The sequence below is a fragment of the Pedobacter sp. genome (assembly GCF_041645105.1).
Taxonomy (GTDB): Bacteria; Bacteroidota; Bacteroidia; order Sphingobacteriales; family Sphingobacteriaceae; genus Pedobacter.
In genome coordinates this window covers 631,685-651,960 of record NZ_JBAZQQ010000003.1, presented here as the reverse complement: position 1 = coordinate 651,960, position 20,276 = coordinate 631,685, and the positions used below count along the sequence as shown (strand labels likewise).

At 37.0% G+C, this 20,276-nt stretch carries 16 protein-coding genes; 6 read left to right on the top strand and 10 right to left on the bottom strand.

Annotation, left to right across the window (positions count from 1 at the left end; all coding sequences use genetic code 11):
• Positions 1-13: 13 nt before the first annotated feature.
• From ccoN to WC623_RS12785, 3 genes are all read right to left on the bottom strand, one after another.
• Positions 14-2,125, bottom strand: a complete 2,112-nt coding sequence (gene ccoN, locus WC623_RS12795) for a cytochrome-c oxidase, cbb3-type subunit I (RefSeq protein ID WP_372851601.1) — start codon at positions 2,123-2,125, stop codon at positions 14-16.
• Positions 2,126-2,198: 73 nt separating this feature from the next.
• On the bottom strand, positions 2,199-2,384 hold the full coding sequence (gene ccoS / locus WC623_RS12790) for a cbb3-type cytochrome oxidase assembly protein CcoS (RefSeq protein ID WP_372851599.1): 186 nt from the start codon (positions 2,382-2,384) through the stop codon (positions 2,199-2,201).
• Positions 2,381-4,783 (bottom strand): heavy metal translocating P-type ATPase, encoded by a 2,403-nt coding sequence (locus tag WC623_RS12785; RefSeq protein ID WP_372851597.1) that lies wholly within the window; start codon positions 4,781-4,783, stop codon positions 2,381-2,383. The genes ccoS and WC623_RS12785 overlap by 4 nt, the downstream gene beginning before the upstream one ends.
• A gap of 229 nt (positions 4,784-5,012) precedes the next feature.
• On the opposite strand from WC623_RS12785, the gene WC623_RS12780 reads away from it, so the two are divergent.
• From WC623_RS12780 to WC623_RS12755, 6 genes are all read left to right on the top strand, one after another.
• The gene (locus WC623_RS12780; protein ID WP_372851595.1) at positions 5,013-6,194 is read left to right on the top strand and encodes a Pycsar system effector family protein; all 1,182 of its coding nucleotides are present in this window, start codon (positions 5,013-5,015) and stop codon (positions 6,192-6,194) included.
• A gap of 8 nt (positions 6,195-6,202) precedes the next feature.
• A complete protein-coding gene (locus tag WC623_RS12775) occupies positions 6,203-7,084 on the top strand; it encodes an SdiA-regulated domain-containing protein (RefSeq protein ID WP_372851593.1) in 882 nt (293 codons plus the stop codon).
• Between the two features lie 76 nt (positions 7,085-7,160).
• Entirely contained in the window at positions 7,161-9,515 is a 2,355-nt protein-coding gene (locus tag WC623_RS12770) for a GAF domain-containing protein (RefSeq protein WP_372851591.1), read from the top strand.
• Between the two features lie 9 nt (positions 9,516-9,524).
• Complete coding sequence (locus WC623_RS12765; protein WP_372851589.1) at positions 9,525-12,125, top strand: BamA/TamA family outer membrane protein; 2,601 nt, start codon at positions 9,525-9,527, stop codon at positions 12,123-12,125.
• 175 nt (positions 12,126-12,300) lie between these two features.
• Positions 12,301-12,888, top strand: a complete 588-nt coding sequence (locus WC623_RS12760) for a gluconate 2-dehydrogenase subunit 3 family protein (protein ID WP_372851587.1) — start codon at positions 12,301-12,303, stop codon at positions 12,886-12,888.
• Between the two features lie 28 nt (positions 12,889-12,916).
• Positions 12,917-14,617 carry a GMC oxidoreductase gene (locus WC623_RS12755; RefSeq protein ID WP_372851585.1) on the top strand — a complete coding sequence of 567 codons (1,701 nt, stop codon included), beginning with the start codon at positions 12,917-12,919 and terminating at the stop codon, positions 14,615-14,617.
• A gap of 45 nt (positions 14,618-14,662) precedes the next feature.
• Here WC623_RS12755 and WC623_RS12750 read toward each other — a convergent pair whose 3' ends face one another.
• The 7 genes from WC623_RS12750 to WC623_RS12720 are packed head-to-tail and all read right to left on the bottom strand — an operon-like array spanning position 14,663 to position 20,266.
• Complete coding sequence (locus tag WC623_RS12750; RefSeq protein ID WP_372851583.1) at positions 14,663-15,511, bottom strand: S1 RNA-binding domain-containing protein; 849 nt, start codon at positions 15,509-15,511, stop codon at positions 14,663-14,665.
• Positions 15,508-15,834 (bottom strand): hypothetical protein, encoded by a 327-nt coding sequence (locus tag WC623_RS12745; RefSeq protein WP_372851581.1) that lies wholly within the window; start codon positions 15,832-15,834, stop codon positions 15,508-15,510. The genes WC623_RS12750 and WC623_RS12745 overlap by 4 nt, the downstream gene beginning before the upstream one ends.
• Before the next feature lie 51 nt (positions 15,835-15,885).
• Positions 15,886-16,923, bottom strand: coding sequence for a ThiF family adenylyltransferase (locus tag WC623_RS12740; protein ID WP_372851579.1), 1,038 nt, complete (start codon positions 16,921-16,923; stop codon positions 15,886-15,888).
• A gap of 18 nt (positions 16,924-16,941) precedes the next feature.
• A complete protein-coding gene (gene thiH / locus WC623_RS12735) occupies positions 16,942-18,054 on the bottom strand; it encodes a 2-iminoacetate synthase ThiH (protein WP_372851577.1) in 1,113 nt (370 codons plus the stop codon).
• 5 nt (positions 18,055-18,059) lie between these two features.
• Positions 18,060-18,821, bottom strand: a complete 762-nt coding sequence (locus WC623_RS12730) for a thiazole synthase (protein ID WP_372851575.1) — start codon at positions 18,819-18,821, stop codon at positions 18,060-18,062.
• 22 nt (positions 18,822-18,843) lie between these two features.
• On the bottom strand, positions 18,844-19,491 hold the full coding sequence (locus WC623_RS12725; RefSeq protein ID WP_372851573.1) for a thiamine phosphate synthase: 648 nt from the start codon (positions 19,489-19,491) through the stop codon (positions 18,844-18,846).
• On the bottom strand, positions 19,484-20,266 hold the full coding sequence (locus tag WC623_RS12720) for a hydroxymethylpyrimidine/phosphomethylpyrimidine kinase (RefSeq protein WP_372851571.1): 783 nt from the start codon (positions 20,264-20,266) through the stop codon (positions 19,484-19,486). The genes WC623_RS12725 and WC623_RS12720 overlap by 8 nt, the downstream gene beginning before the upstream one ends.
• Positions 20,267-20,276 lie beyond the last annotated feature (10 nt).

Below are 20,276 nucleotides of genomic sequence, written 5' to 3'. Positions count from 1 at the left end.
TTATTTTTTAGGGTTACTTCGCTTTAATGTCGGTTCCAAGTCTCTGTAAATAAGCAATCAATGCTATGATTTCCTTATCGCTCTTTACCTTAATGTTGTTCTGTTGCAGGTCTGCAGCAATAGCTTTGGCCTGAATATCCAGATCCTGATTGGCTTTGTGCTCATAACCAACTTCATATGGTACTCCTAATGTGCGCATAGCATTGATTTTAGCACGAGTAGTAGTCGTGTCCAGTGTTTGAGTAGCCAACCAATCGTATGGAGGCATGATACTACCTGGCGACATAGTTTGCGGGTCTACCATGTGATTGTAATGCCAAACGTTGCCATATTTGCCACCTTCACGTTGTAAATCAGGACCAGTACGTTTTGAACCCCAAAGGTGTGGATGGTCATATACAAACTCACCAGCTTTACTGTATTCGCCATATCTTTCCGTTTCAGAGCGGAATGGACGTATCATTTGTGAGTGACAGCTTACGCAACCTTCTTTAATATATAGATCACGCCCCTGTAATTCGAGTGGACTGTATGGTTTTACACTACTGATGGTAGGAATATTAGATTTAATAGTGAAAGTTGGCATCATCTCGATCATTCCACCAATAAGAATTACAATCAATGAAAGTACCAGAAATATCATTGGTTTACGTTCCAATACACGGTGTAGTTTTTTGTCAGAACCTTCAGCAACAAATTCTTTAGGTAAAGGCATTGCTTCAGCAGCCTCATTAGCCAATAATTTTCCTGTACGTACCGTTTTGATCAGGTTGTAAGTCATCACAATTACTCCAGCAAGGTATAATGCTCCACCAATTGCTCTTAAGACATACATTGGTAAGATCTGGATTACAGTTTCAAGGAAGTTAGGATACCTTAACATACCCTCTTCAGTAAACTCTTTCCACATCAATCCTTGTGTAAATCCGGCAAAGTATAGTGGTACAGCATAAAAGATGATACCTAAAGTGCCAATCCAGAAGTGGAATGAAGCTAATTTTTTAGAGTATAGAGAGGTTCTGTAGATTCTTGGTATGAGCCAGTATAGGATTCCGAAGGTTAAGAATCCGTTCCAACCTAAAGCTCCAACGTGAACGTGTGCTACAATCCAGTCTGTATAGTGAGCAATGGCATTAATTTGTTTTAACGCCAGCATCGGGCCTTCAAAAGTAGCCATACCGTAAGCAGTTAAACCAACTACCATAAATTTAAGTGTAGCATCTTCACGAACCTTATCCCATGCACCACGAAGTGTAAGCAATCCGTTGATCATACCCCCCCAGCTTGGTGCAATAAGCATAATAGAGAAAGCTACACCTAGCGATTGTGCCCAGCCCGGAAGCGAGGTATACAGTAAATGGTGAGGACCAGCCCAGATATAGATAAAGATAAGCGACCAGAAGTGAAGAATACTTAATTTATAAGAGTAAACCGGGCGCTGAGCCATTTTCGGAAGAAAATAATACATCATACCCAGGTATGGGGTGGTTAAGAAGAAGGCTACGGCATTGTGGCCATACCACCATTGTACCAGAGCATCTTGTACACCAGCATATAAATAATAGCTTTTAAAAGCAGATATAGGTAATTGAAATGAATTAACAATGTGAAGAACAGCAACAGTTACAAAGGTTGCAATGTAAAACCAGATGGCCACATACATGTGCTTTTCTCTGCGTTTGATGATTGTACCAAACATATTAATTCCAAACACTACCCATATTAAAGTAATAGCAATATCAATTGGCCATTCCAGCTCTGCATATTCATGAGATGAACTGAGCCCCAAAGGAAGTGTAATTACAGCAGCTACAATAATAAGTTGCCATCCCCAGAAATGTATTTTACTAAGTGTGTCACTATACATCCTCGCTTTTAGCAGGCGTTGTAGAGAATAATAAACGCCCATGAATATGGCGTTACCCACAAATGCGAAAATAACCGCATTGGTGTGTAGAGGTCTGATCCGACCAAATGTAGTGTACTGAGAGCCCATATTTAATGCAGGTTTGAAGAGTTGCATTGCAATGAGCAAACCAACCGTCATGCCTATAATGCCCCATACAATGGTCGCTATGGCAAAGTTTCTGACGATCTTGTTGTCGTAGTAAAATTTATCTGTCATGTGTAATTAATGAAAGGTTTGTGGGTGTAAAATTACCCGGGTATAGTTTATTTGGGAATGATAGGTGTCTGACTTAAATGTGATCTTCATCACATTTTTCAGACTTATCGTGCACTTTAATTTCATCATCAAAAAGTATACGTACCGATGGGGTATAAGTATCATCATGCTGTCCGTTTTTAGTGGCCCAGAAAAAGGCTGCGAGAAAGATAAGTGCTAGCAAGATGCTGCATCCTATCAAAAAGTAGATCATGTTCATAGTAAGTTGTTTTTACGTGCATAAAGTCTTGCTGCTATGCTGGTAAATAATATTATTGTAACTGTACTGATGGGCATTAAAATAGCAGCAATGAGAGGAGATAATAATCCTTGAACTGCAAAGCTTAAACCTACTATGTTGTACAGTAGTGATATAACAAAGCTGATATGGATTACTTTTACACCATCTTTTGCCTGTTGGATAAATTGTGGTATTTTTTGAAAAGCTGCGCCATCCAGAATGGCATCACAGTCTGGCGAGAAATTATTGATGTTGTCTGTAACTGCAATACCGAGATTGCTTTGTCTTAATGCACCGGCATCATTTAAACCATCACCAAACATGACAACTTTTTTGCCATTGCTTTGAAGGACCTTTATATAGTCTAGCTTATTCTGTGGGCTTTGTCCAAATTGCATCTGTTGCGCACGGGGAAAGAAAGGGATAAGCATTGGTTTATCATGGTCCTGATCGCCTGATAACAAATGAAGATCGGCATATTTGCTTAGTTTGAAAATGACATCTCTAAATCCATCGCGCCATTGTTGCCTGAAAGTGAAGTAGCCCAGATAATTGTCGTTAATCATTACATGTACACTACTTTCTTTTGGTGAGGTGATTAGCGGCAGGCCAATAAAAGCGGAACTTCCCAATTTCACTTTATTACCATTAATTCTGCCACTAATTCCTCTTCCAATTTTTTCAACATAATCATCAACTAAATAAACCCTGTTTATATTTAAAAGCTTTACAAGTTCCCTGCTTAAAGGGTGGCCTGAGTTTCGGGCCAGGTCGCTAAGTAGTTGTTTCTGTTCTGTAGTGATGCTGCCATGGAAACTGAACCCTGCAGCCTCTGGGTTACTGATGGTTCCCGTTTTGTCGAAAACAAAAGTGTCTATTCTTGCAAGTTCCTCTACCACAGCAGTACTTTTTAAGTAGAATTTATTCTTGTCCAAAATGCTCAATACTGCTGCCAGTGTAAATGGAGTACTTAAGGCAAGAGCGCAAGGGCAGGCTATAATCAGTACTGCTGTAAATGAGGCTATAGCTTTAGTCGTATTGTTATCATAAAACATCCAGAATGCAGCAGAACCTAATGCTATAGATAGCAGAACTATACTGAAATACTTACTTGCTGTATCACTAAATGTTTTAATTCTGTTTTTATCTGTAAAAAAAGCTTCGTTGTTCCACAATTTAGTCAGGTAACTTTGAGAAACAGGTTTTATAACTTCCAGCTCTACAGCCCCCAAAAGTTGACGTCCTCCTGCATACACTACTTCTCCTAGTGTTTTTTTTATGGGCATAGATTCACCTGTAACAAAACTGAAGTCCACTTCAGCTTCTCCTTTTAGTAATATGGCATCTGCAGGAATGATCTCGTTACTTCTGATCAGCATCCTGTCGCCAGTGCTAAGTTCATTAAGCGGAACAGGCTTTTCCTGACCATCTTTAATCAGGGTTACCGCAACTGGAAAGTAAGATCTGTAATCACGCTCGAAAGAGAGGTGATGATAAGTGCGTTTCTGCATCCATTTACCAATCAGCAGAAAAAAGACAAGACCGCAAAGGGTATCTACAAACCCAGCACCTGTATTTCCAACAATTTCATATACAGATCTTATAAACATTACTGCAATACCCAGGGCAAGAGGAAAATCTAGATTTAATATTCCATTTTTCAGATTGTTGTAAGCAGAGCTGAAATAGTCTCTTCCACAATAGAAGGTAACAGGTATAGCAAAGGCCAGGTTTAGCCAACCAAAAAAGGATTTAAACTCTTTTTCAAGATCAGACAGTCCAAAGTATTCTGGAAAGCTAAGTAGCATAACATTACCAAAACAAAAGCCGGCTAATGCTATTTTAGAGACTAGTTTCCTTTCAGAGAAGTCAGAGTTTTGCTTTTTTACAACATCTTGTAGACTGATGAGTGGTTCATAACCAATAGAAACCATCGTTTCAATTATAGCTCTTAACGAACTCTGACCGCTTTTAAAGGTGATACACACCTGTTTCTTTAAAAAATCAATTCTGGATTGTACAATTGAGGGATTAATTTTATGCAGGTTTTCTAGAAGCCATATGCATGAACTACAGTGAATTGCAGGGACATATAGGGTAATAGATGTAATTTTATCATCCTGATAATCCACTAACTTGCTGATTATTGAAGGCTCATCAAGATATTCATAATGTTTGGACTGAACCTTTTGACTTTGTCCTGGAACATCATTGTAGGCATAGTAATTATTTAGGTTATGGCTGGAAAGAATTTTATAAACACCTTTACAACCTAAACAGCAAAACTGTTTATCATCATGTAAGTAAAGGTTAACTGGTAATTCATCTCCGCAATGGTAGCAATGAGTTTCGGTTTTAAGCGTTTTTTGATGTACCATATATTAAAATAGTTTTCATCAAAGTTCCGTGTATTTGTTACCATTTAGTATGATTAAGGTCAGTGTATAATGTGATGTCTGTCATTATTTAGCATATGTTATACCTAAAAAGTTATGTTTTTGACATCTTTTAAAGTATTTTAAAAAAAAGAAAATTAAAACCCTCATATTTATACAGCAAACAGAACATGTTGATCATGGGAGTTTAATTCAGTAAAAAATATTTAAGATGCAGTACAGGGAAATTCTAAATCAACTCCATACCTATGTTGCAAACTTGTTTGAGGCCAATAAGGACGAACGGTTTGTTTATCATAATATAGGACATACAGAGCAGGTGGTAGAGAATACTGTAAAAATTGCCAATCACTATCAGCTTTCAGATCAGGATTTCTTTATTGTTGTTGCCGCAAGTTGGTTTCACGATATGGGGTATTTGTTTGATTGCAGCCAGCATGAAGTCCGTGGAGAACGCATGGCTGTCACCTTTTTGGAAGAGAAAGGAGTCGATAAAGATGTTATTAATCAGGTTAGTGGTTGTATTATGGCAACCAAAATGCCACAGAATCCATCAGGTCTATTGCAGCAAATTGTTTGTGATGCGGATTTATTTCATTTAGGAAGTAGCAGCTTTAAAGGAAAAAATAAGCTGATGCGCCAGGAGGCTCAGGCATTTTGCAATAAGGAAATAGATAAAATGGAGTGGAGAATTAAGACAATAGCTCTTTTTAAAGCTCATCATTACCATACTGATTACTGCAAGGAATTATTAAATTTTAAAAAAGCACAGAACTTAGCCGAAATGGAAGATAAGTTAAATACTCAGTCTGAAACAGGTATAAAAGCAGTTTCTAAAACCGAAAAGAAAAAAGATACTGAAAAGCCTGGACGAGGTATAGAAACTATGTTCAGAATTTCTTCTGCCAACCACCAGCGTTTAAGTGATATGGCAGATAATAAGGCCCATATCATGATTTCTACTAACTCAATTATACTATCAGTAATTTTGAGTTTACTTCTTAGAAAGTTAGAAGATAACCCGCACCTTATAATTCCTACATTACTATTGCTGATTATTTGTGTGGTTACCATGGTATTTTCTATTCTCGCTACGCGACCATCTATTCCAGAAGGTGTCTTTACACAAAGGGATATTGATGATAAAAAGGTGAATCTGTTATTTTTTGGAAATTTCTACCGTACAAGTCTGACGGACTATGAGTACGGAATGCGTAAGATGATGGAGGATAAGGAGTTTCTTTATGGCAGCTTAATAAAAGATGTGTATGCTCAAGGGGTAGTACTAGGGCGTAAATACAGATTGTTAAGAGTTGCCTATAATGTATTTATGTTTGGAATAATTGCTGCGGTATTGGCTTTTATTATTGCTGCGGCTTGGGTAACCCTTTAAGAGAATTTATGAGGCGATTTTACATGAACTTTTTATACTTTTTTCTAATCCTATTAGTTTCTGGCGGCTATGCCTGTAAAAACTTGGTTAAAAAAAATACCAGTCCACAAGGCTATAATTTTCGTGAACCAGAGAAATTCAATATGCCATCCAGTTTATTGGAAATTTCAGGTATTGCGCTTCATAATGGGGTAAGTGATACCATTTACAGTGTCCAGGATGAAGATGGCAAGCTTTTTAGGCAAGGCTGGGATGTTAAAAAGCAATACCATATGAAGTTTGCTTCTAAGGGTGATTACGAAGATCTGGCCATTTTTAATGAAATGGTATTTATATTAAAAAGTAATGGCACTATTTATTCATTTCCTTTTGCTGAAGCTGTAAAAGATGAATCAGATTTAGTTAAAGAAACAAAGAACCTTGTACCAAAGGCAGAGTATGAGGGTATGTATGCTGATCCGCTGACCAATAAAATATATATATTATGTAAAAGTTGTAAGGTAGATAAGAAAATGAAACAGTTGACTGGCTACATATTAGATTATGATGCAGGTACAGATAGCTTAAAAGCAGCAGGTGGCTTTAAAATAGATCTTTCTGGACTAAAGTCATTCAATCCTAAACTAAAAACCAGTTTAAAGCCTGCGGCTTTGGCTAAAAATCCGAAAACAGGGGAATGGTATGTACTTTCGTCAACAGACAAATTATTGCTGGTAACTGATGCGAATTGGAAAATTAAAGAAACCCATAAATTAAATTCGTCAACATTTAATCAACCTGAGGGGATGGCTTTTGATGAGCAATTGAACCTGTATATATCTAATGAAGGAGATGAGGTTACTGATGGCAATATTTTAAAATTCAGGTATTTACCAGCTGTCAAAAAATAGTTACGCTGTTATTACTGTTTATCCTGAAACAGGTAGTAAATTTGCGGTGCTGCCGTAATTTTTAACCAAACATATAATGCAAGCAATAACGCTAGATCTTAATAAGAGTATAAACAAATCGGATAAACATCCTCTTGGTGCTGATATCAGACTCTCTTTACGGCCTTTTATTGAATATGTAGAAAAGAAAGCAGAGGTAGAGCGATCTGCAAAAGTGAACTTTTATAATTATATACTTGCACAGTTTAAGGCATTTCCTGAGCTTAAAGAGCCGATACCAACAGGCAGTGCTATAAAGTATAGAGGATTTTTTGAACTAATATATACTGCTTTATCTCCTATTATAAATGATGAAAAACAACAGTATTGGGCTATAAGTACACCTATATCTCCTTGTTTTCATTTTGGGACAGACGCTTTCTATAGCGTTTTGATGGATGCTAAAAAATGTAACTTAAAAGCAGACCTCAGTCTTCCCTCTAAAAAGGAGATGGAGAAAAACCTGATTTCGGCATTTTATAATCTTATAATGGAAAGGTTTTATAACTTTTCATTAACTGGTAACCAGATGGTTATCCATTCGGTGATAGATCCTGAAACACATTTACTTAAGTATTATCGCCTGAATATTGATACTCGGTTTATTGAGGTGAAATCCAACGTTCAATTGCCGGAATACAATATAAAGGATGTAAGGGATTATATTAATGATGAACAGAATACTTTAAAAGTATTAACAAAGCTAATGCCTGCTGAAAATTTCTCTATTGAGGGCTTTTCTATTGTTACTCTGATAGATGTGACGGACGAGTATGCGCTTGAAACGGTTAAAAACTTAATTATAAACCAAAGCGAATCTCAGCAAGGTTTACATACTAAAGATATCGCCACAGCGCTAAAAACACTTGTAGGGACAGATCATATTGATTTTGGAATGATTCCTTATATCAAGTTGAATAATAAGGTAAAGGTAAATCAGTTGCAAGGGTTTAACAGTGTATTACTTCAGGTGGCAACTGAGGATGGGTTTGATGATATAACTAATCATACGCTTGTAGACAGTTATTTGAGTCAGCCTCGTACTTTAATTTTTCCGGATATTAAGGAAGATGATCAAACCAAATATCCTACCTTAAAGCTACTAGGGCAAACTGGAATTAAATCGTACGCCATATTTCCATTGTACTATAATGGAGGTTTGGTGGGGTGTCTTGAAATGTATACTAAAGATTCAAAGCAGTTTAGTCCAAATGTTTTAAGTAAAATTGAAGCTGCATTCCCATTGCTTGCTCAGTTATATCACAATGTGATTGTGGGTTTTAACAACGATATACAGGATGTAATTATGGATAAGTTTACAGCATTGCAGCCTTCAGTACAATGGCGTTTTCATGAAGCAGCTTATAATTATGTGCATTCAGGAGCAAGAGATAGAAACTATCCTATAGAGCCTATTTTCTTTAAAGACGTGATTCCATTATATGCTGCTATAGATATTCGTAATTCGAGTATTCAGCGTAATGCCGCGATCAGAAGAGATTTGTATGCGCATTTTGAAATTCTCGAAGATACTTTGAACCGCATAAGAGTTAAGGCTGTTTTATGTCCGGAAACTGAAATTCCAAGTGGAGGATCGATATGGAGTAATAAACATCTGGAAGAATTGTCAGATCGTGAAATTTTTAAAACGGAAGACTACTTACAGCGACAAATTCCTCATGCTCTTCAGCATTTAAAGGAAAGCTATCCTGAAGTAAGTGATATCGTTGACAATTATTTTAAACTTACCGGAGATAAGGGCAAGATTCTGGAGAATAGAGAACGTTATGAAAAGAGCATGCAAATGATCAATGTGGCGGTAACCAGACATCTGGATGAGTTTAATGCTGAATTACAAAGTATTTATCCATGTTATTTCGAGAAGTTTAGAACTGATGGGGTAGAGTTCGACCTTTATCTGGGGCAATCAATTGCACCAGGCATTCCATTTCCTGCAAACATTGTTCATGACTTCAGGTTGAGGCAATTAAGTGTACTTGCCGAAATTGCCAGGACAACCAATAATTTAGGACCTTATTTTTCTATTCCACTGGAAACCACACAGCTTATTTTTGTATATGAAAAGTTGATTGATATTAGCTTTAGAATTGATGAGCAGAGGTTTGATGTTGAAGGTAGCTACAATATTCGTTACCAGATGGTGAAAAAGCGTATAGATAAGGCATTAATTAAAGATACTAACGAGCGACTTACGCAGCCAGGTAAAATAGCTATTGTATATTTTGATAGCAATGAAGCTAAGGCATACCAACGGTATATTAAGAAATTACAAGGACAGCGTTTATTAAACGACGATCTGGAATTTTTGGAGCTAGAAGAGTTGCAAGGAGTTGAAGGATTAAAAGCGCTTAGAGTTGGCGTTAAATATTAAATGATAATCATGAGTTTTAAAAGACCTTTATTTGCGCTGCTATTTTCAGCTTCTTTAATTTTAACTGGAATTTCTAATGCAAGTGGGCAAGATCTTAATGTTAAAGACTCTATTACTGTAGCAGTTGCACCCGAGTATAATGCAGTTAGTTCCTTTCATAGGTTCTGGCTTGGCGAGAGTCATCGTGAAATATGGGCAACTCCGGTAAAAATGAGAATCATTAATCTTCAAAAGGAAAAAGGCGGATTAACTATCGTGAAGCTAGGAGGCGGAATGCAAACACGTTCACTTAGATTGGTTGATCCTAAGGGGAAGGAATGGGTTTTAAGAACAGTGCAGAAATATCCGGAAAGAGGATTGGCGGAAAACCTTAGGGCAACTATTGCGAAGGATATTGCACAAGATCAAGTGTCAACTAATCATCCTTTTGCATCATTGGTAGTGCCAGACTTTGCAGAAACGCTTGATTTAGCTCATGCTAAACCTGAAATCGTTTATGTTGGCGATGATCCGGGATTAAAGGAATACAGAAAAGAGTTTGCAAACGCCGTTTATCTGATAGAGGAAAGAAGTCCATTCGAAGAAAAAACCGATAATACTGAAAAAGTACAGAAAAAAATTCAGAAGAATAACGATACGAAAGCTGATCAAAAGCTAACATTAAGAGCTAGGCTACTTGATTTCTTACTAGGTGATTGGGACCGTCATGAGGACAATTGGAGGTGGATAGCGAAAGAAGATGGAAAAGAAACTAATTATTTGCCAGTTCCGCGCGACAGAGATAAAGTTTTTTATAAAACTTCAGGTGTGTTCCCCTGGGTTTTAAACCATCAATGGCTTAAAACGCATTTACAGCCTTATAGTGAAAATATCAGGGATGTTAATCATTGGAATTTTAATGAAAGGTACTTTGATAGATACTTTTTAAATGAACTGACTGAGCAGGATTGGCAGACTGAGGCAAAGTATGTGCAAACCAAACTTACTGATGAGGTCATTGAAAAGGCATTTCGCAAAATGCCGGATACGGTATATAAACTTTCAGGCCCGGAGCTAATCAGGTATTTTACTTCAAGAAGAGATAAGCTGGAGACACTTGCATTACAGTATTATAAATTCTTATCTATAAATGTAGACATTCCTGCTTCAGGTAAAGAAGAAGTTTTTGCGGTTAAAAACTTAGAAAATGGCGATGTGGAAGTTGTTATTCATAACATCAACAAGGAAGGAAAGAAGGGGAGACTGGTTTATAAAAGGATATTTGATAAGGGTGTCACTAAAGAGATTAGGCTTTTTGCTATAGGTGGCAAAGATTCATTTAAAGTCGAAGGTACAGCCTCTTCTCCGATTCGGGTACGTTTAATTGGTTCATCGGAAGCCAATCAATATCAAATAGCGCGGGGCGTAAAAAATAGGCCCTTTATATATGATCAGCCAGATACAAATAATCATTTTCCTGAAAGACTACAAGCGAAACTTCGCCTGTCTAATGATTCACTGATCAATCAGTTTGATAAAAATAGCTTTTTATATGATAGATCAGGAGTTTTATTTAACGGAGGATATAATATTGATCAAGGGATACAAATTGGTTTAGGTTATGTGATTGAAAAACAAGGGTTCAGGAAAAGCCCCTACGCACGTAAGCATGAATTTTGGGCCAATTATAATAGTGGTAGAAAATCATTTATATTGGATTATAGGTCGGATTTTAAGAAAGCTATAGGGAATAATGACCTCAGTGTACATGCTAATTTGCTTGGACCAAACAACCTTAGTAATTTTTTTGGTTTAGGAAATAATACTGAAAACATTGACCATGATTATGATGAAGATGAGATGGAACGTGAAGATGGTATTTCATATTATAGAAATCGTTACAATTATCTCAATGTTGATGTTAAACTGAGTCGTAATATAAGTAAATACTTACGTGCAAACGCTGGAGTATTGTTCTCTTACTATACCAGTACAGCTTCTGGCAATGAAGAGCGGTTCTTTAATGACTACAATGCTGCCAATCCGGATCAGCAAATTTTCTCTGATAAGTTTTATGGTGGTTTTGTAGCCGGACTAACTTATGATACCAGGGATAATATTGCGATACCGAAGAAAGGTATTTACTGGAACACAGCTTTGGCAGCACAACAGAAAATAGGTAATTCAGGAGATCGTTATGGTTCCCTATCGACTGAGTTTCGTTTTTACATCAACCCTGGTAAATCGGGTCTTGTTATTGCTAATAGATTAGGAGGGGGAACTACGATTGGAGAGCCTACTTTCTTTCAACGTATGCAGTTAGGTGGTGTAAATAGCTTACGTGGATTTAATAGCAAACGTTTTACGGGTAACAGTATGGTTTATAACAATCTTGATCTGCGACTTAAACTTTTCAATTTTACTTCCTATCTGGTGCCTGGTACTGTTGGTATGATTGGTTTTACGGATGTAGGACGTGTTTGGGAAAAGGGTGAGCATTCTGGCAGATGGCATCAGGGCTATGGTGGTGGTTTGTATGTAATGCCTGGTGAAGTTATTCTTCTTCAGGCAAGTGTTGGTGCGTCTAAAGAAGCCAGTATGTTGTATTTATCTATAGGATTCAACTTTTAGTAAATATTTATAAATAATCAGGTTGTTTATAAGTTTAAAGTACTTAAATCAAAAATTGATGAGTGCTTTATTGTCAGATTAATAAATAAGCCCTAAATTGTTGCGCTTATTGAAAATGACTTTTAACGATAGACATTTTTAATTTTAAAACAACCACACACAACCACACAAAGAAATGAACAGAAGAGAAGCACTTAAAAATACTGCGGTATGGCTCGGAACAGCAATTTCGGCTACTACATTCGGTGTTTTGTTTGAAAGTTTTACACTTCCTGAAAATGAAAAAAACACCATCTCATTTTCGGTGAAAGAGGAAGAAATATTAGCAGAGCTTGCCGATATTATTATTCCGCCTACTAAGGATGTTGGAGGAGCTAAAGCAGCAGGATTGGGAACTTTTATTCCAATGATGATTAAAGATTGCTATCCAGCCAATATGCAAAAAGGCTTTGCGGAAGGATTGAAAAGTGTAGAAGCAAAATCATTAAAGGATTTTAATAAGGAGTTTTTATCTCTAACCGTAAAAGAACGTGAACAATTGGTAGGTTCTATCAGAACTGAGACCATCGAACAGCAAAAAGCAGATAGAGCATCTAAAAAGAAAGGTGCTGTCTATTTCTTTGTACTGTTGAGAGATCTGACCGTTTTAGGGTATTTTGCCTCTGAAATAGGTTGTACACAAGCGCGTGAATACATTGCTATTCCTGGTCGCTATGATGGATCAGCTGATTTGAAACCAGGACAGAAATCCTGGGCTAGTTAACGTTTAATTTTAAGGAGTAGAATAAATCATGAATATAAATACCGATTTAAAAAAGGGAAATACATACGATGCTATTGTAATTGGATCTGGGATTAGTGGTGGCTGGGCTGCAAAAGAATTAACAGAAAAAGGTTTAAGGGTATTGATGTTGGAGCGTGGAATGAATATTGAACACGTGAAAGACTATGATACGGCAATGAAAGACCCATGGGAGTTTAAACATGCTGGCCGACTGACTGAAGAGCAAAAAAGAACGCATCCTGTTCAGAAAAGAGATTATCCATATTCAGAATATAATGAGAAGTGGTGGGTAAATGATTTAGAATGTCCATATACAGAAGATAAGCGTTTCGACTGGTACCGTGGTTTCCATGTTGGTGGTAAATCATTAATGTGGGGTCGTCAAAGTTATCGTTTTAGTGATCATAACTTTGAAGATAACGCTAAAGATGGACATGGTAATGACTGGCCAATCCGTTACAAGGATCTTGCTCCATGGTATGATTATACAGAACGTTTTGCCGGAATTAGTGGACAAAATGAAAACTGGCCATTATTACCTGATGGACAGTTTCTTCCCCCAATGGATCTTAATATCGTAGAGAAATCTGTTAAGAAACGTATAGAGGAGCATTATAAAGGAACAAGAATTCTGACAATTGGCCGTGTAGCCAATTTAACTGTTCCACATAAAGGTCGTGGCAATTGCCAATACAGAAACTTATGTAGTCGTGGTTGTCCGTTCGGTGCTTATTTCAGTACGCAATCATCAACTTTACCAGCTGCAGAGGCAACGGGAAGACTAACATTAAGGCCTTATTCTATCGTAAACCATATTATTTATGATAAGAATACTAAAAAGGCTAAAGGAGTAATGGTTATTGATTCGGAGACGAATAAAACAATGGAGTTTTACGCAAAGATTGTTTTTGTGAATGGCTCAACATTAGGATCAACCTTTATTTTATTGAACTCTACTTCGGAAGCACATCCAAATGGATTGGGTAATGGCAGTGGACAATTAGGGCATAACCTTATGGATCATCACTTCCGTTGCGGAGCCTCTGGAGAAGCACCTGGCTTTGATGATAAATATACTTTTGGCCGTAGGGCAAATGGAATTTATGTACCTAGGTACCAGAACGTAGGTAGTGATAAACGTGATTATTTACGTGGATTTGGTTATCAGGGTAGTGCTAGTCGCAAAAACTGGCAAAGTGATATTGCTGAACTTGCTTTTGGTAATGATTTTAAAGAGAAAATGAGTACACCAGGTGAATGGACCATGGGACTTGGTGGTTTTGGTGAGATGCTTCCTTATTATGAAAACAAGGTGTATATCGATAAGACTAAGAAAGATAAATGGGGACAACCAGTATTGGCTATCGACTGTGAGTACAAAGAGAATGAACAGAAGATGCGTAAGGATATGATGAATGATGCTGCTGAAATGCTTGAAGCTGCTGGCATGAAGAACATCAAGACTTATGATAGAGGGTGTTATCCAGGAATGGCGATCCATGAGATGGGAACTGCCAGAATGGGTAATGATCCAAAAACATCTGTTCTGAACAAGTGGAACCAAATGCATGAAGTAAATAATGTATTTGTTACGGATGGTTCTTGTATGCCATCAATTGCTTGTCAAAATCCTTCCTTAACCTTCATGGCTTTAACTGCACGTGCATGTGATTACGCAGTAAAAGAACTGAAGAAAAAGAATATCTAATTGTATAAAAAAAGCGATGAGCATGCTCATCGCTTTTTTTATACCTTATTCAGCTTCATGATCTACAAGAAGTTTGATTTCATGATCAGAAATGGTAATCAATCGTTCTTTATACAAACCACCAATAGCTTTTTTAAAAGCACTTTTGCTGATTTTAAAACGGTAATAAATATCATCTGGTGAACTTTTATCACCCAATGAGATTACACCACCGCTTTCTTTCAGGTCTGCCAGCAAAACATCTTTCGTTTCCAGTATATGACCATAACCCATAGGTTGTAAGCTCAAGTCAATTTTACCTTCAACGCGGATTTTTTTGATCCATCCTTTACGTATTTCACCTGGATTCAATTCATCAAAAAGCTCATTGGTATATAATAGACCAATATATTTATTATCTATAATGGCATTATAGCCTAAATCAGATCTGTCTACAATTAATAAACTAACTTCATCAGCTTCTTCCAGGTCAATTTCTTCTTCTTCTACATAATTTACAAGCTTTGAAGAAGCTACCATACGGTCATTGCTTTCATCCAGAAAAACATATACTACATGTTTATCACCTTTAAACATTGGACGTTTCTGTTCACGTTTAGGAACGTATATATCTTTGCCCAAGCCAATGTCCATAAATGCACCACCATCTTCAGCTTCATCAACAACAGTAAGGAATGCAAAGTCGCCAACACAAGCATAAGGTTTTTTTGTTGTAGCTTGTAATCTGCCATCTTTTTGCATAAAAACAAAAACATTCAGGTTGTCGCCAATTTCGACATTCTGCGGAACATCAACGTAGGGTAGAAGCACTTCTTTTTCACCTTCGGTTAAAATCAGCCCTTCTTCTGTTTTTTTTATAATTCTAAGGTCGTTGTATTGTCCTATTGCTATCATTTTACAAAGGTAGTATTCTCCAGTCGTTTTTTATGTGCTTCAACAATTTGAGTATAATGTTTACCAACAGTTTTTCTGGTTTCTAGTCCCCCGTATTCCAGTCCGAATAAAATTTCCAGTTTACGGGCAATTTTATAAGGGATATCAAGTTTATCGTCAATCAGGATATCCCTGTAATTGTAAAAAGTGCTCATTCCTTTACCAATAATACCGGGAATAGCCTTAAGAACAATGTGATATTCATGTTTCTTTAGATTCTCAATACATTCTTCGATTCTGTATTTCTTTGGTAATAGTTCTTTATTTTGGATATTTGCTTTCATATTACCACAAGTCTATACAGAAGCATATATATGTTGGTAAAAATATCTCACTTATTTTAAAATTACAGAGTAGAGTTCAGTATTTGCTTTGTTTTTTAGTAATTGTATGGCGATTTTACTCCTTTTACCCAATGAGCAACAAAAAACTATTCTTTTATACAGAGAAACTTCATCAAGTCGATTGTTTAACTCATAAAGAGGGATATTGATTCCACCAATATTGTTTTCTTCGAACTCATAAGTTTCTCTAACATCTATAAGCGTAAATTCTTTTTTTTGAGATTTCCATTGTTGCAGCTCCATTAGACTAATTTCCTTTGTATTTGTAGGGAGATCAGTTTCTTTAATTTTTGAAGGCTGTTTAATTGTAGGACCCGCGAACTTGAAGCACTGCATTTCATTGTTCAACGCATTAAAAACGAGCAGTTTTCCGGAAAGTATTTCTCCAAAACCACATATTATTTTAATTGCTTCATTGGCCATTAAACTACCAATAATACCAGGTAGAGTGCCTATTACACCACTTTCTCCACAATTACCAGTGTCTTCAGGACGAGGCGGCTCTGGGTAAATATTCCTGTAATCAGGCCCGCCATTAAAGTTGAATACTGATATCTGCCCTTCAAACTGAAGTATTGAACCAAATATCAATGGTTTATTTAGCTCAACACAAGTGTCATTAACAAGGTAACGGGTTGGAAAATTATCAGAACCATCAATAATCAGATCATATTGTTTGATTAATGTAGCTGAATTTTCACTTGTAAATTTGAAAGCATATGAATCAATATGTAGCTCAGGATTAAACAAACGAAGTCTTTCAGCAGCAATATCTGCTTTATGCTTGCCGATATCAGAGATATGATATAAGATTTGACGCTGGAGGTTAGTCTCGTCTATCAGGTCATGATCTATAATCCCGATATGACCAACACCAGCTCCGGCGAGGTACAAAAGTATAGGACAACCCAATCCTCCAGCTCCAATAATCAATACATTTGCATTCTGAAGCTTTTGTTGTCCTTTTAAACCTATTTCATCAAGTGTAATTTGTCTGCTGTATCTTTTATAACTCTTAGTTGTATTCATGGTCATTACACGCTATTGTTAAACAAGAATATTGTCCCAATCTTTCCATACCGCTTCATAACCCTGTTTCGATATCATGTTAGCAATTTCTGAAGCACTGCGTTCATCTGAAATTTCAAACTGTTCTAATGACTGCGGTTCAACAGTATAGCCACCAGGATTTGTTTTAGATGCTGCACTCATTGATGTGATGCCGAGTTTAACAATGTTGTTTCTAAACACTTCAGACTCTCTTGTAGAGATTGAGAGTTCTACTTCTTCATTAAACAGCCGATAAGCACAGATTAATTGAACCAATTCCCGGTCACTCATGACCACTTTAGGTTCCAATCCACCACTAAAGGGCCTTAATCTGGGAAATGAGATACTGTATTTACTTTGCCAATATGTTTTTTCAAGGTAATCGAGATGTAGGGCTGTATAAAAAGAGTCAGTACGCCAATCTTCCAGGCCAATTAATACGCCAAGTCCCATTTTATGGATCCCGGATTGGCCTAGTCTGTCGGGTGTTTCAAGTCTATATTGAAAGTTTGATTTCTTTCCTTTTGGGTGATGTTTTTTATAATCTTCCTGGTGGTAAGTTTCCTGGTATACCAATACTGTATTTAAGCCATAAGGCCTTAACTGTTCATAATCTTCAAGATCAAGAGGCTGGACTTCCATAGATATTTGCGAAAAATGAGGCCTGATCAGTTCCAATACCTTTTTAAAATAATCGGTATGAACGGTTTGGTTGGCCTCTCCGGTAACCAGCAACACATGATCGAATCCCATATTTTTAATTGCAGCTACTTCCTGCATGATTTCTATGGGAGACAATGTTTTCCGCTTTACCTTATTGTCGTAGCTAAAACCACAATATGTGCAAATGTTATTGCATTCATTAGATAGGTAGAGCGGCACATACATTTGAACAATGCGGCCAAAACGCTTTAGGGTTAGCTGTTGACTAATCTGTGCCATTTGTTCCAGATATGGGGCAGCGGCAGGTGAAATTAGGGCTTTAAAATCTTCCAGTGTTCTTTTATGAGTATTCAAGGCTTGCTCAACATCTGATGCCGTTTTACTATAGATGCTATTACTGGTTTCATTCCAGTCGCATTTTTCAAAGATCTCGTTAAAAGTACCCATTGTTGTTAATCTAAAAATGAGGTGAGCGGACTACTTGCTACGGCATGTATGCCTATTTTACCCAACCCGGCTTCGTAGGCCATTCTTCCAGCTTCAACAGCCATTTTAAAAGCCTGCGCCATCTTCGTTGGGTTACCTGAAGCAGCAATAGCCGTATTCACCAAAACTGCATCAGCACCAATTTCCATTGCTTTCGCTGCATCAGAGGGCGCACCTATACCTGCATCTATAATTACAGGTACTGTACTTTGACTGATGATAATTTCAAGAAAATCAATTGTTCTTAAACCTTTATTACTACCAATTGGAGATCCAAGAGGCATTACAGCAGCTGTACCCACGTTTTCCAAACGTTTGCATAAAACAGGATCAGCATGGATATATGGCAATACGATAAATCCGAGTTTAGCCAATTCTTCAGTTGCCTTTAGTGTTTCAATAGGGTCAGGCATCAGATATTTTGGGTCAGGATGAATTTCCAGCTTTATCCAGTTTGTTTGCAAAGCTTCTCTTGCCATCTGCGCTGCAAAAATGGCTTCCTTTGCATTTCGAACTCCAGATGTATTGGGAAGTAGATTAATATGAGAATGGTTTAGATGCGCTAGTATATTATCCTCGTTCTTATGCATATCCACTCTTTTAAGCGCTACAGTAACCAGTTCAGAACATGAAGCTAATAATGCTGTTTCCATTTCAGAAGCTGAACTGAATTTACCTGTACCTGTAAAGAGTCGCGAATTGAAAGTTTTATCTGCTATTTTTAACATCTTTTTTAATTAATTGGGTGGATTATTTCAGTGTTACCGATTGGTTAGAATTTCGCAATAGAAAATGAACCAGATTCTGAATAACGGGAGTGTGTTCTGGGTGGATTGTCAATGCTCCTGAAACTGCAATGCCGTGAACTCCTGCAGCAATCAAGGCTGAAATGTCTGTTGTTTCAATTCCACCAATAGCAATGACAGGAGTAGTGATTCCGATGTCTTTTGCTTGTTTAATTAAGGAAATATAACCTTCCAAGCCAATTATCGGACTTAAATTCTTTTTGGTCCTGGTGAATCTATATGGGCCTAAACCAATATAATCCGCACCTTCATCAACCCTTAATTTTATATGGTCAAGAGTATTGGCTGTGCCACCAATAATTATTTTTGGTCCTAAAATAGCTCTTGCTTCTGCAATAGGCATATCATCTAAACCTAAATGAACACCATGGGCACCTGCTTTTAAAGCAACCAAAGGATAATCATTTACAATAAGCTTAGCACTGTGCTTTTTACATAATGCTACTGCTTCAATGGCTAACGATAGAACCTCGTCTTCAGTTTGGTTTTTAACTCTCAATTGAATCCATTTACCACCAGCAATTAATACCCTTTCAATGGCCTCTAATTGTGAATTTAATGGTGGTGATATATAGTGTAGTCTCTCAATCATTTTCTTTTTGTATTATATTATGATAACCAAGGAGGCTCTCATTGCTGTTTAAAAAATGCTCTGTGTTCACTTTTGCTAATGTGCATGCTTCCAAAAGTCCATTTCCTTTTGCTATCATTGCTGTAATTGCTGCTGATAACACACAGCCTGAACCATGTTTTTGATGGATGGTCTTTATGTCTGGCTTTAATTCATGCACATGATCATCAACATATAAATAGTCTGTACCTATATTTTTAGTATTATGTCCACCTTTAAGTAAAACGGGGCAATAGCTAGACCAGATCTTTGCTGCAGTAAATACTTCATTCTTTCCACCTAGGTGCAGCATTTCATGGTAATTGGGTGTAATCAAATCAATTTTCTTTAATACAGGAAGTAGTTGTTTTAAACCATTGTCCCAATCATGAAAAGTATAACCGGCACTTGCTTTCATTACCGGATCCATTACTATTTTTATCTCTGATTGCTCCTTTTTTAAATGATCAATCACATCTATTAGAACAGAGATGTTTTTTATGAGACCAATCTTTACAGCAGCTATTTTAAAACGAGATAGAAGTGGAGCAATTTGTTCTATAATCTGTGCAGTATCCAGCCAATTGTTTTTTAAAAAATCAATATCAGTCTGAACAGTTAATGCAGTGCAAATTCCAAAGCCGTATACTTTTTGTTGCTCAAAACATTTAACATCTGCCAGCAGTCCTGCACCAGCACTTGGATCGAATCCAGCAATGCTCATGACATAGGGACGTATTGCTTTTTTAAGTTCCATTTTTATTGAA